Here is an 11,817-nt window from a genome sequence, read left to right as displayed (position 1 = left end):
GTCAAGCCGTCCGCGCCGCGTGGCCACCCAGGCGCAGCAACGTGACGATGGCGACGAGCGACAGTACGACGGTCGCAGCCGCGGCCGAGGTCGCGGCCGCACCGGCGCCGCCTGCTGCGACCGGGATGGCGCCGAGGATGTCGATCCCACGGGTGCCGAAGGCGAGCGGACGACCCCAGCCGGCGCCGGACCACACGCCCAAGGCGGCGACGGCGGTCAGCGCCGCGAGCAGGCCGACACCGACACCGACGACGGTCAGACCGTCATCGGACCCGAGCAGCAGAGGCACCGCCGCCAGATCGGAGACGGCGCACCCGGCGAGAGCTGAAACAGAGGTGGTCGACGAGGGCATGGCCGGTTCCTTTCCAATTGTTCCGACACTGTGTCGGATGAATCATCGCACTGTAGGATCAAGTCGTGAGCGACGTCAAGGCCCCCCGTTCGTACTCGTCACCGGCGCGCGACGAGCAGGCCGCGCGAACCCGGGCTCGGATCGTGCAGGCGGCAGACGAGCTGTTCACCGAGCGCGGCTATGCCGGCACCTCGATGAAGGAGATCGCAGAACGCGCCGGCGTCGCACGCGACACGGTGCACGCCGTCTTCGGCAACAAAGCCCGGTTGATCCCGGCGATCGTCGACCTGCGGCTGGTGCCAGACCGGTCGGTCCGCAACGTGGCGGACTCCGCCGACGGACGCGCGGTCATGGACGAGACCGACCCGGTCCGGCAGATCGAGTTGTTCGCCGACTTCATTACCAAGCTCAACGTCGTGCTCCGACCGGTCTTCGACGTCCTCCGTAGCGCCGCGCCCGGCGAGCCGGAGGTGGCCGAGACACTGGCGTCCCTGGAGAGGCACCGGATGCGCAACATGCAGCTCTACGCGACATGGTTCGCGGCGCGGGGCCCCCTGCGGATGAGCACCCGGAAGGCCGGCGAGACGATCTTCGCGATCGTCAGTCCCGACGTCGGGCGTCTCCTGTGCGACGAGCTGGGTTGGAGCCGGAAGCGACATGCCGCCTGGGTCGCGGACATGCTGAAGCGGGCCCTCCTGGCTGACTAGCCGGAGCGTCGCGACCCGGTCAGCTCAGCTCCCGTCGAACACGACGAGCGTGCGGCCGCCCTCGCCGCGGGCCATCCGCTCGCAGGCCGCGGGAACGCCGGAAAGATCGACCCGGTCGGTGACCATGCCCGCCAGGTCGAGCTGCCCCTCGCCCAGGAGGTCGACGAGAGCCGGGATGTCGCGCTCGGGGTCGCTGTTGCCGTAGATGCTGCTCACCAGGGTCCGCGAGAAGTGGAACAGCTCCAGCGGGTTGAACGTCACCTCCTGCTCCTTCGGGCCGAGGCCGACGACCACGCAGGTGCCCCCGCGTCGTACCGACGTCCAGGCCTGGCGGATCGTGCCGGCCGAGCCCACGCACTCCAGCGCCGCGTCGACGCCGCGGCCGTCGGTCATCGCCCTCAGCTGCTTCCCCAGGGCTGAGGCGGGCTGCTCGCGGTCGGCGAGCAGGAAGTCGGTGGCACCCGCCGCCCGGGCCAACGCCTCCTTGGCCGGCGAGGTGTCGACGGCCACGATCCGCCCGGCCCCGGCGAGCCGGGCTCCTGCGACCGCGGCCAGACCGATACCGCCCTGGCCGAGCACGAGCACGGAGTCGCCCGGGCGCACCCGCGCCACGTTGCGGACCGCGCCGACCCCGGTGAGGATCGCGCAGCCGAGCAGGGCCGCCTCCTCCAGCGGCACGTCGGCGGGGATCGGGACCACGGCGGTGGCCGGGCAGACGACCTCCTCGGCCATCGCGCCGAGCGCGAGACAGGCCTCGAACGGCGTGCCGTCCGCCAGCGTCCCACCGGGGGTGCCCGTCATCCCCTCGATCGCAGCGCACAGCCAGGGCTCCCCGTGCGTGCAGAACCAGCAGACGCGGCACGGCACCGCCCAGTTCAGGACGACGTGGTCACCCACCGCGACGCCGGTGACCTGATCGCCCACCTCGGTCACGGTGCCGGCGGCCTCGTGCCCCATCACGAGGGGGTACGACGGGGCGAGGGTGCCGTTGACCATCGACAGGTCGGAGTGGCACACGCCGACCCCTGCGACCCGGACCCGCACGTCGACCCGGGTCAGCGGCCGCAGCTCGACCTCCCTCACGTCGAGCGGCTCGCCCGGTCCGGTCGCCACAAGTGCCTGCGTCATCAGCTTCCTTCGTCCACGGGGGTCACCCGCTCGATCGTAGGTCGTGCCGGGCCCGGCCCGAGACGTGGCTAGGCTCGCCCGCATGACCACGGTGCAGCTGGTGCTCGCGGCCGCCTCCGGGCTGGTCGCGATCTGGCTGGTCGTCCTGATCGTGCTCGACCGGTTGCCGGGTGACCCCGTGTTCGGCGCGCTGGTGGTGCTCGAGGTCGGCGTGGTCGTCCAGCTCGTGATCGGGCTGATCCGGGTCTTCGGCGACCATCCGGGCGTGAACGTCGCCGCCTACCTCGGCTATCTCATCGGCGCCCTGCTGGTGCTGCCGATCGGCTTCGTGTGGTCGGCCGGCGAGCAGACCCGGTCGGGCACCGCGGTGCTGCTGGTCGCGGTGCTCGTCGTACCGTTCCTCTCCCTGCGGCTCCACGACCTCTGGGTCGTCCGGTGAGCAGGACGGTCCCCTCGACCCGCACCGGCTTCGGTCGCGTCCTGGTCTTCGTGTACGGCGTCTTCGCGGTCGCCGCCACCGCCCGCGCCGTCGTCCAGCTCGCCACCGACGCCTCGAAGGCGCCGGTGGCGTACTCGCTCTCGCTGTTCTCCGGGCTGGTCTACATCGCAGCGACCTGGGCTCTGGCCAGTGACCACCGCCGGCTGGCCATGGCGACGATCCTCGTGGAGCTGACCGGGGTGCTGGTGATCGGAACGCTCAGCCACCCCGACGACATCGACAAGGCCAGCGTGTGGTCCGACTACGGCAACGGCTACGGCTACGTGCCGCTGGTGCTGCCGTTCATCGGGCTGTGGTGGCTGTTCCGCCTGGGCCGGGCCTCCCGCGCGACGGCGGGACCCGACTAGGCCAGGAACCTCACGGGGTGCTCCAGCAGCTCGACCAGGACCTCCACCCACCGGGCGGCGAGCCGCGAGTCGGCGAGCTCCTGGTCGATCGAGAAGGTCACGGTCAGGACCTTGCCGGGCACCAGCACGCCGTGCTCGACCACCGGCTCGTCGCGCACCCCACCGACCGCGAGCAGCGCGCGGCGGTCCGGGGTGACGTCGACCGCCAGCTCGGCCACGCCGGGTGACCCGAGGTCGACGACCGTGATCAGCGCGGGCTCCTGCTCCGGCGCCGGCGGGTCGGCGACCTCCCGCGCGGTCGCTGCGGTCAAGGCGGCGTGCACACCGGTCACCGTCAACGAGCCGACGTCGGCGACCACCGGAGTGGCCCCCGAGGTCCGGGCCGGCACGGCGACCGCCACGTCGACGATCGGCCGGGCGTCGCCCAGCGCGGCTCCGTCGTACGCCGAGGCCACCGCCTTGACCACGAGGTCGGTGAGCGTGACCCGTTCGGCGTCGGAGTTGATCTCGGCGAGGACAGCGAGCAGGGGCTCGGCCCGGACGGTCTCACGCAGGTGGAGCTGGGCGATCGGCCCCACCTCGGTCGGCGTGACCACCCGGTGCGGCTCGACGTCCTCGACCGGCGACGGGGTGGTCAGCGGCGGCGCCGCTACGTTCAGGCCGAGCACCTCGGCAACGCTGCGGGTGCGGGGCTCGGCCACCACCAGCGGGTCGTCGAGGTCGGGTGCCCGGCGCAGCTCGGCCGCCACGCGGCGGGGGGCGTAGGCCGGCTCGGGCACCGCCACCGGCACCGGCTCGGCCAAGCCGAGCTCCACCAGCAGCGCGTCCAGGTCGGCCACGGTCTCGTCGGGATCAGCCAGCACGGCCAGTGGCGTGCCGGTGTCGACCTGCGCACCGGTGGGCACCAGCGTCTTCACCAGGACGCCGGGCTCGGACACCTCGACGCTGACCACGAGCTTCTCGGTCTCGACCGTCGCCAGGCTCTGGGCGCCGGCGAACACCCCCGACTCCTCGACGAGCCACTCCGACAGCACTCCGGCGGTGGGGTCCTCGGCGAGCTCCGGCATGCGCAGCACTCGGGCCACGGGTGCACCTCACGGTAGTGGGACGACGCCGAGACGGGCCCGCCTCCCAAGACGGCTCGACGCGTTCGCGAACGCGCTCGATGTTAGGGGACCTCGCCGCCGGCGACCACCACGGGGAGGTCACAGTTCCGCGCGAGCGGGGGTGTCGGTCAGCGACGACCGCTGAACGAGGCGGCGCTGTGCGTGCTGCCACCCGACGAGGTGCGCGCGGCGGGGCGGCGCTGGCCACGACCGCCACCGGTCGGCTGCTTCTGGCTGCCCTGGCCCTGGCCGCCCGAGCGCTGGGCACCCTGCTTCTGGCCGCCCTGCTTCGGGGCGCGCGAGGCGGAGGCGCCCGCGGTCGCGGGACGGCCCTGGCCGCCACCGCCACGGCGACGGTTGCGCCCGCCACCACCCGCGCCGCGCCCGCCGCCACCACCGCCGCGCTGCTGGTGCAGGGCGGTCGGGGCGAGGTCGAGGCTTCCGGACAGGGTGCGCTCGCCCGGGGCGAGCTCGAGCAGGACCGGGTGGGTCGAGCCGTTGATCCTGGTGGTCGTCGGCGAGATGCCGGCGGCCTTGGTCAGGTCGCGCACGTCGCGCACCTGCTCGCTGGTCATCAGGGTGACCACGGTGCCGGCGTTGCCGGCGCGCGCCGTACGACCGGAGCGGTGCAGGTAGGCCTTGTGCTCGACCGGCGGGTCGGCGTGCACCACCAGGGCGACGTCGTCCACGTGGATGCCGCGGGCGGCGATGTCGGTGGCGACCAGGGTCGAGGCCTTGCCGGAGTGGAAGGCCTCCATGTTGCGGGTGCGGGCGCCCTGGCCGAGGTTGCCGTGCAGCTCGACCGCGGGTACGCCGCTCCTGTTGAGCTGGCGGGTCAGCGCCTTGGCGCCGTGCTTGGTACGCGTGAAGACGATCAGTCGGCCCGGAGCGCTGGCGAGGTCGACCAGGATCGGCAGCCGGCTGTCGCGGTCGACGTGCAGCACGTGGTGGGTCATGGTCGCGATCGGCGACTGCGCCGAGTCGGCCTGGTGGGTCTTGGGGTCGTGCAGGAACTGCTTGACCAGGGTGTCGATGGCCTTGTCGAGGGTGGCCGAGAACAGCAGGCGCTGGCTGCGCTGGGGCGTCTTGCCCAGCAGCCGCCGGACGGCGGGCAGGAAGCCGAGGTCGGCCATGTGGTCGGCCTCGTCGAGCACGGTCACCTGGACGTCGGCCAGGGAGCAGTGGCCCTGCTGGATCAGGTCCTCGAGCCGGCCGGGGCAGGCGACCACGATGTCGACGCCGTTGCGCAGGGCGTTGACCTGAGGGTTCTGGCCGACCCCGCCGAAGACGGTGCGGGTGGTCAGGCCGGCGGCCTTGGCCAGCGGGGCCAGGGCGGCGTCGATCTGGCCGACCAGCTCGCGGGTCGGGGCCAAGATCAGCGCGCGGGGCGCTCCCCTGCGGGCCGGGCGGCCGTCGGTGAGCCGGGCGACGATCGGGAGCAGGAAGGCATAGGTCTTGCCGGAGCCGGTCCGGCCGCGGCCGAGCACGTCGCGGCCGGCCAGGGAGTCCGGCAGCGTCGCGGCCTGGATCGGAGTGGGGATGTCGATGCCCTGCTGGGCGAGGACGGTGGACAGGCGTGCGGGCACGCCGAGTGATGCGAAGGAAGTCAAGGGAAGCGCTATCTGTGCGATGCCTCACCAACAGCCGGGATCCGAAAGGTTTTCGGGGGGCTACGCACGGAGCAGATGTCAGCTGCTACGACGTGCGGACAACTCGCGGCGAGAGTTCGACGAGCTGAAGACCCCAGCGTACCCGCCGTACGCCGTACGCGTGCATTCCCGGCGAGTCGCCTGCCGTCTCGAGCGGGCGGCAGCGCTCGCCGACCTGAGAGGATGCCGCGGTGAGCAACGACGGCCCGGCCATCACCGAGACCACCGCAGCGCTGGCCCGGATCGAGGAGATCGACCCGCGGATCCGCTCGGTCTGCGCCATCAACCCGGACGCGATGGCCGAGGCCGAGGCCCGGGACCGGGAGCGCGCCGTCGGTCACCTCCGCTCCCCCCTGCACGGGCGGCCGGTGCTGATCAAGGACAACATCGACACCGCCGGCCTCGCCACCACGGCAGGCTCGCTGGCCCTCGCGGACGCCCCGCCGGCCGCCGACGCCCCGCTGGTCCGCCGCCTGCGCGAGGCCGGGATGGTCGTGCTCGGCAAGACCAACCTCAGCGAGTGGGCCAACATCCGTGACGACCACTCGACGTCCGGCTGGAGCGGGTACGGCGGGCTCACCCGCAACCCGTACGCCCTCAACCGGACCGCCTGGGGCTCGAGCTCCGGCAGCGGCGCCGCCATCGGCGCCCGGCTCGCGCCGTACGCGATCGGCACCGAGACCAACGGCTCGATCACGGCCCCCGCTGCCGCCTGCGGCTGCGTCGGCCTCAAGCCCACCGTCGGCCTGGTGCCGACCACCGGCATCGTCCCGATCTCCTGGACCCAGGACGCGCCCGGCCCGATGACGCTGACCGTCGCCGAGAACGCCGCCCTGCTCGACGTCATCGCAGGCACCGACACCACCGCGGCGCTCGAGACGGGCGTGAACGGCCGCCGGATCGGCGTACCCCGTGACCTGTGGGGCTACAGCACCCACGCCGACGCCGCTGCCGAGCGGGTGCTCTCCCGGCTCTCCGCGGCGGGCGCGGTGATCGTCGACGACCTGGCCCTGCCCGCGCTGAAGGAGATCGACGACGACCACGTCCTCAACCTGATGCTGATCGAGCTGGTGCACGGGCTGGCCGGCTACCTCGACGGCCGCGCTGCCGGCGTGCGCACCCTGGCCGACGTCGTGGAGTTCAACGTGGCCAACGCCGATGCCGAGCTCCCGTGGTTCGGCCAGTCGCTGTTCGAGAAGGCGCTGGCCCTGGACGGCCCGTCGTCCCAGCAGTACCTCGACGCCGTCGACGCCTGCGCCGCGGCCGGGGGCGCCGAGCTGACCCGGACCCTCGACACGCACGGGCTCGACGCCCTCCTGGCGCCGGCGATGGCCCCGCCCACCCCGATCGACCTCGTCAACGGAGACCACGGCTCGGGAGGTGCCAGCGACTCCAGCGCACTGGCCGGGGCGCCGATCCTGACGGTGCCGGTCGAGATGGCGCACGGGCTCCCGGTCGCGGTCAGCATCTGGGGCGCCCGCGGCGCCGAGAGCGATCTCTACGCGATCGGCCGGGCCCTCGAGCAGGCCAGGGACGCAGCGACCGGCCCGCTTCCGGAGCCGACGTACGTCGAGGTGCTGTAGCCGCGATCGGGCTACGCTCGGGTACATGAGTGAACTTTCAACATCTCGGGAGGCACTCGACCTCCTCCACGCCTCGCACGCTCGCCTGGCCGCAGCGCTCGGCGACCTGAGCGCCGAGCAGGCGCGCGCCCAGTCCTACGACGACGACTGGAACGTCGGCCAGGTCGCCTCGCACCTCGGCTCCGGCGCAGACGTCTTCCGGCTGATGCTGGACGCCGGGCTCGCCGGCGGCGACGCCCCCGGGGTCGAGGCGATGCAGCCGATCTGGGACGAGTGGAACGCCAAGGAGCCCGGGGTCCAGGTGCGCGACGTGGTCGTCGCCGACGCCGCGTTCCTGGCCAGGATCGAGGCCATCGACGACGCCACCCGTGACGGCTGGAAGCTCGACCTGTTCGGCGCGGAGCGGGACCTCGGCGACTTCCTGCAGATGCGGCTCTCCGAGCACACGCTGCACACGTGGGACATCGTGGTCGCCTTCGACCCGACGGCCAGGCTGGCCGACGACGCCGCGGCGGTCGTGCTCGGCAACCTCGCAATGATCGCCGGCTACACGGGACAGAAGCGCGACGAGCCGCTGTCCGTCGAGGTCCGCACCACCCGCCCCGAGCGCGCCTTCCACCTCGACATCGGACCGGGCGGTGCCGCCCTGTCACCGTCGTACGACGACACCGCGGCGAACGCCGTCCTGGAGCTGCCGGCGGAAGCCTTCGTCCGGCTGGTCTACGGCCGGCTGGACCCCGACCACACGCCGGAATCGGTGGTGGCCGAGGGCGTCGACCTCGACTTGTTGCGCGCGACGTTCCCCGGCGTCTGAGCCAGCTCGGTTCGCGGAAGCCCTCCGTCCGGAAACCGGCCTAGCCTCGTCGGCATGACGACGACAGACGAGCGACCGTGGGAGCCGCCACTCGCGGGCACCGAGGTGCAGCAGCTGTTCGGCGCGCTCGACCGGCTGCGTTGGACGTTCCGCTACAAGGCCTCCGGCCTCGACGCGGCCGGGCTCGCCCACCGCGTCGGCCGGTCGTCCCTGACCCTGGGCGGGCTGCTCAAGCACCTCGCCGCCCAGGAGGACTATGCGTCGGGGGTGAAGCTGACCGGCGTCGGCATGGGCCGGGAGTGGGCGGACCACGGCTGGGACGGCGACGACGAGTGGGAGTTCCGCAGCGCCGCCGACGACTCCCCCGCGACGCTCTACTCCCTGTACGACGGGGCGGTGGCCCGCGCGCGGACCCGCTGGGCCGACGCGCTGTCCGACGGTGGGCTCGACCGGCCCGCAGACCCGGGGTGGGCCGAGGGACGCAGGATCAACGCTCGGCGCCTGCTGTGCGACCTGGTCGAGGAGTACGGGCGTCACACCGGCCAGGCCGACCTGCTCCGCGAGGACGTGGACGGCGTCGTCGGCGAGGACCCGCCGGACGGCTGGCGGCCCTAGTCGCGGACCCGCTCCCGGAGCCCGGCCGCGAGACCGGCGACCGTGGCCGCGTCGAACGCCTCGCCCACGGTGTCGGCCAGCCACCGGCGCCGTACCGGCGAGAGCCGCAGGCGGAGCTGGACGTGCGTGCCGGCCCCACGAGGCGTGAGCACGATCGCCCACGAGCCGTGCGTGCGACCGCGGGTGGTCGTGTGGACCAGCGCGTGCGGGGGGTCCACGACCGCGATCTCGAACCTCGCGTGGCGACCACCCCAGTCGGGGATCACGTGGCCGACCTGCGCCTCCGCGACCAGCCCCGGCTCGAGGTGCCGGAGCCCGCGGCGGGCGGCCGGGACGAAGCGCTCGACCGCGCGCGGGAGGTACCACCCGGCCCGCTGCTTGCCGAGCTGGCAGAACCACGGCCACACCGCGACGGGCGGGGCAGCGAGGTCGAACGCGCGGTCCATCACCACGTCGGCGTCCGGCACGAGGTCGTCGCCCGGCAACGCACGTCGTACGTCGTCGGGCGACGCGGCCACGGATCCGAACACCCGCGACGTCATCCGCAGGGCGCCATCGACGGCTCCGACGTGACGGCGTTGCGGCGGGTCAGGCGGCCTTCGCCATCCGGCGGTTCTCCTGGGTCATCCGGGCCTGGAGGGCACGGCGGACCTTGGGGCCACCGGTGGTCATCTGGTAGAGCCGCTTGAGCTGGCCGGGCAGGTTGCGCGTCGTGGTCTGGTCGAGCCAGCCGTTGGGCAGTGAGAGCCGGACCACCTTGTGCCAGGCGGAGTACACCTGCTGCGACAACGGGCGCTCGCAGTAGTCGAGGCCGTAGCGCTCGAAGAGGTCCTTTACCTTCGGGGCGATCTCGCCGTACCGGTTGGACGGCAGGTCGGGGAACAGGTGGTGCTCGATCTGGTGGGAGAGGTTGCCGGTCATGATGTGCATCAGCTTCGAGCCGGAGATGTTGGCCGAGCCGAGCATCTGGCGGACGTACCACTCGGGCTTGGTCTCACCGTCGATCGAGCGCTTCTCGAAGGTCTGCACGCCCTCGGGGAAGTGACCGCACATGATCACCGAGTGCGACCACAGGTTGCGTACGGTGTTGGCGGTGAAGTTGGCCGCGATCGTGGTCAGGAAGGAGCCGGTCAGGGCCGACGCGGCGGGGTGGACGACGTAGTCCTTGGTCACCTGGCGCCGGATCTTGGCCAGGACGGCCTTGAACTCACGCTGGAACTTCGGGTCCTTAGTCGTCTTGTGCAGCATCGCGCCACGCAGCTCCACGTCGTACGCCGCGATGCCGTACTCGAAGAAGAGGGCGTTGACGAAGTTCCACAGCGGCTGGCCGAGGTGCATCGGGAGCCAGGGCTGGTCCTCGTCGACGCGCATGATGCCGTAGCCGAGGTCGTTGTCCTTGCCGATCACGTTGGTGAAGTTGTGGTGGAGCTCGTTGTGGGCGTACTTCCACTGCGCGGCCGGCGTCGCGGAGTCCCACTCCCACGTGGTCGAGTGGATCTTCGGGTCGCGCATCCAGTCCCACTGACCGTGCAGGATGTTGTGCCCGATCTCCATGTTCTCCAGGATCTTGGCGACACTCAGGCCGGCGGTCCCGACGATCCAGGCAGGCGGGAAGATGCTCGCGAGCAGGACGACCCGGCTACCCAGCTCCAGCGAGCGCTGGGTCTTGATCACCCGGCGGATGTAGCGGGCGTCGGCCTCGCCGCGGGTGTCGACGACCGACTGGCGGATCGCGTCGAGCTCGACGGCCATCGCCTCGAGGTCCTCGGTGGTGAGGTGCGCGATCGGGTTCACCTGTCCGATGCGGGGCTTCTTCTGGATCGTGGTCATCTCGGCTCCTAGTGATCGAGGTGGCACGGCCCGGCGGCCGCGTTGATGCAGGTCTGGATCAGGACGCCGCCCGAGGGGGTCTCCCCGGGGACGGCGGTGGTGAGCTCGCCGGTGCGCAGGTCGCGGACGACCCCTTCGCGCATCGGCAGGACGCACTGGTAGCAGATGCCCATCCGGCAGCCGCTCGGCATCAGGACGCCGGCTTCCTCCGCCTGCTCGAGGATCGGGCGGGCACCGTCGCAGCTGACGAGGGCACCGGTCCGGTCGAAGGCGACCGTGCCACCCTCGCCGGCGACGATGGTGGTGACGCGGAACTGCTCGACGTACAACGGGAGGCCGCGGGCGTCGTGGTGGGCCGCGAGGGCGTCGAGCAGGCCACCCGGGCCGCAGCCGAACGTCGTGCGCTCGGCGAGGTCGGGCACCAGCGTCTCGAGGTCGGCGAGGTCGAGGATGCCGTGCTCGTCGTCGTACCGCGCGACCAGGCGAATGCACCCGGCGGCGTCGAGCGCCTCGAGGTCGCGGCTGAAGATCGAGTCGGGGTGGCTCGGGGCGACGTGCACGACGGTGATGTCGTACGCCGCGCTCCGGGCCAGGCGGACCACGCCGGCGTCGGTGACCGGGAACAGGTTGCGCAGCATCCCGATCACCGGGGTGATGCCGGAGCCTGCGGTGACGAAGAGGAGCTTGGTCCTCTGGCCAGGCACCGGGGTCGGCAGCACGAACTCGCCGGCCGCCTGCTCGAGGTGGACCAGCGTGCCAGGGCGGGAGTCGCGGACGATGTGGTTGCTGACCTTGCCGTCGGGCACGGCCTTGACCGTGATCGAGATCCGGCCGTCGGCTCGCGGACCGTGGGTCAAGGAGTAGGCGCGCCAGTTGCGGACACCGTCGACGTCGATGCCGATCCGGACGTACTGCCCGGGCACGTGCCCGGCCCAGTCGGCGCCGGGGCGGATCACCAGGGTGGCGGCGTCGGCGGTCTCGGGATGGATCGACTCGATCCGGCCGCGCAGCTCGGCGCCGGTGCGCAGCGGGGCGAAGAGATCCAGGAAGTCGGCAGGCACCAGCGGATGGGTGGCGGCCTCGGCGATCTTCAGGGCAGAGGCACGCCAGCCACGGGGGGTGTCGACCGAGGTGCTCATGACTTCCAGTTTGTCGTACTCAACTGCACTATTCCTGACCATCGTGCG

General features: G+C 72.3%; 13 protein-coding genes. 6 read left to right on the top strand and 7 right to left on the bottom strand.

Going from position 1 to position 11,817, the window contains the following annotated elements; all coding sequences use genetic code 11:
- Window position 1: 1 nt before the first annotated feature.
- Window positions 2–352, bottom strand: a complete 351-nt coding sequence (locus E3N83_RS15415) for a hypothetical protein (protein WP_151084062.1) — start codon at window positions 350–352, stop codon at window positions 2–4.
- A 65-nt stretch (window positions 353–417) separates the two neighbouring features.
- Here E3N83_RS15415 and E3N83_RS15410 point away from each other — a divergent pair, with 65 nt between their 5' ends.
- Window positions 418–1,059, top strand: a complete 642-nt coding sequence (locus tag E3N83_RS15410; RefSeq protein WP_151084061.1) for a TetR/AcrR family transcriptional regulator — start codon at window positions 418–420, stop codon at window positions 1,057–1,059.
- Window positions 1,060–1,083: 24 nt separating this feature from the next.
- Here E3N83_RS15410 and E3N83_RS15405 read toward each other — a convergent pair whose 3' ends face one another.
- Window positions 1,084–2,187, bottom strand: coding sequence for a zinc-binding dehydrogenase (locus E3N83_RS15405; protein WP_151084060.1), 1,104 nt, complete (start codon window positions 2,185–2,187; stop codon window positions 1,084–1,086).
- Window positions 2,188–2,269: 82 nt separating this feature from the next.
- Here E3N83_RS15405 and E3N83_RS15400 point away from each other — a divergent pair, with 82 nt between their 5' ends.
- Window positions 2,270–2,626 (top strand): hypothetical protein, encoded by a 357-nt coding sequence (locus E3N83_RS15400; RefSeq protein ID WP_151084059.1) that lies wholly within the window; start codon window positions 2,270–2,272, stop codon window positions 2,624–2,626.
- A complete protein-coding gene (locus tag E3N83_RS15395) occupies window positions 2,623–3,033 on the top strand; it encodes a hypothetical protein (RefSeq protein ID WP_151084058.1) in 411 nt (136 codons plus the stop codon). The genes E3N83_RS15400 and E3N83_RS15395 overlap by 4 nt, the downstream gene beginning before the upstream one ends.
- Here E3N83_RS15395 and E3N83_RS15390 read toward each other — a convergent pair.
- The gene (locus E3N83_RS15390) at window positions 3,030–4,118 is read right to left on the bottom strand and encodes a 2-oxo acid dehydrogenase subunit E2 (RefSeq protein ID WP_151084057.1); all 1,089 of its coding nucleotides are present in this window, start codon (window positions 4,116–4,118) and stop codon (window positions 3,030–3,032) included. The genes E3N83_RS15395 and E3N83_RS15390 overlap by 4 nt on opposite strands.
- 149 nt (window positions 4,119–4,267) lie before the next feature.
- Entirely contained in the window at window positions 4,268–5,725 is a 1,458-nt protein-coding gene (locus E3N83_RS15385; protein WP_238342936.1) for a DEAD/DEAH box helicase, read from the bottom strand.
- 254 nt (window positions 5,726–5,979) lie between these two features.
- On the opposite strand from E3N83_RS15385, the gene E3N83_RS15380 reads away from it, so the two are divergent.
- From E3N83_RS15380 to E3N83_RS15370, 3 genes are read left to right on the top strand one after another with little or no spacing between them, the layout of a single operon-like run.
- Window positions 5,980–7,371, top strand: a complete 1,392-nt coding sequence (locus E3N83_RS15380) for an amidase family protein (RefSeq protein ID WP_151084055.1) — start codon at window positions 5,980–5,982, stop codon at window positions 7,369–7,371.
- Window positions 7,372–7,396: 25 nt separating this feature from the next.
- Window positions 7,397–8,185: a maleylpyruvate isomerase family mycothiol-dependent enzyme gene (locus tag E3N83_RS15375; RefSeq protein WP_151084054.1), complete on the top strand. Its 789-nt coding sequence runs from the start codon at window positions 7,397–7,399 to the stop codon at window positions 8,183–8,185.
- 54 nt (window positions 8,186–8,239) lie between these two features.
- Window positions 8,240–8,800 carry a mycothiol transferase gene (locus E3N83_RS15370; RefSeq protein ID WP_151084053.1) on the top strand — a complete coding sequence of 187 codons (561 nt, stop codon included), beginning with the start codon at window positions 8,240–8,242 and terminating at the stop codon, window positions 8,798–8,800.
- Here E3N83_RS15370 and E3N83_RS15365 read toward each other — a convergent pair.
- The 3 genes from E3N83_RS15365 to E3N83_RS15355 are packed head-to-tail and all read right to left on the bottom strand — an operon-like array spanning window position 8,797 to window position 11,769.
- A complete protein-coding gene (locus tag E3N83_RS15365; RefSeq protein ID WP_202879238.1) occupies window positions 8,797–9,330 on the bottom strand; it encodes a hypothetical protein in 534 nt (177 codons plus the stop codon). The two genes, E3N83_RS15370 and E3N83_RS15365, sit on opposite strands and share 4 nt — an antisense overlap.
- A gap of 58 nt (window positions 9,331–9,388) precedes the next feature.
- A complete protein-coding gene (locus tag E3N83_RS15360) occupies window positions 9,389–10,630 on the bottom strand; it encodes a fatty acid desaturase family protein (RefSeq protein ID WP_151084051.1) in 1,242 nt (413 codons plus the stop codon).
- Window positions 10,631–10,638: 8 nt separating this feature from the next.
- Window positions 10,639–11,769, bottom strand: coding sequence for a ferredoxin reductase (locus tag E3N83_RS15355; RefSeq protein ID WP_151084050.1), 1,131 nt, complete (start codon window positions 11,767–11,769; stop codon window positions 10,639–10,641).
- Window positions 11,770–11,817 lie beyond the last annotated feature (48 nt).

The sequence above is a fragment of the Nocardioides cynanchi genome, assembly GCF_008761635.1.
Lineage (GTDB): Bacteria > Actinomycetota > Actinomycetes > Propionibacteriales > Nocardioidaceae > Nocardioides > Nocardioides cynanchi.
This window is presented reverse-complemented; position numbering and strand designations above follow the sequence as displayed.

What these genes read in the sequence shown, in the direction of transcription:
- E3N83_RS15400 (WP_151084059.1), top strand. Translation starts at nt 2,270, where the DNA reads ATGACCACGGTGCAGCTGGTGCTCGCGGCCGCCTCCGGGCTGGTCGCG.
- E3N83_RS15370 (WP_151084053.1), top strand. Translation starts at nt 8,240, where the DNA reads ATGACGACGACAGACGAGCGACCGTGGGAGCCGCCACTCGCGGGCACC.
- E3N83_RS15360 (WP_151084051.1), bottom strand. Translation starts at nt 10,630, where the DNA reads ATGACCACGATCCAGAAGAAGCCCCGCATCGGACAGGTGAACCCGATC.
- E3N83_RS15415 (WP_151084062.1), bottom strand. Translation starts at nt 352, where the DNA reads ATGCCCTCGTCGACCACCTCTGTTTCAGCTCTCGCCGGGTGCGCCGTC.
- E3N83_RS15405 (WP_151084060.1), bottom strand. Translation starts at nt 2,187, where the DNA reads ATGACGCAGGCACTTGTGGCGACCGGACCGGGCGAGCCGCTCGACGTG.
- E3N83_RS15355 (WP_151084050.1), bottom strand. Translation starts at nt 11,769, where the DNA reads ATGAGCACCTCGGTCGACACCCCCCGTGGCTGGCGTGCCTCTGCCCTG.
- E3N83_RS15375 (WP_151084054.1), top strand. Translation starts at nt 7,397, where the DNA reads ATGAGTGAACTTTCAACATCTCGGGAGGCACTCGACCTCCTCCACGCC.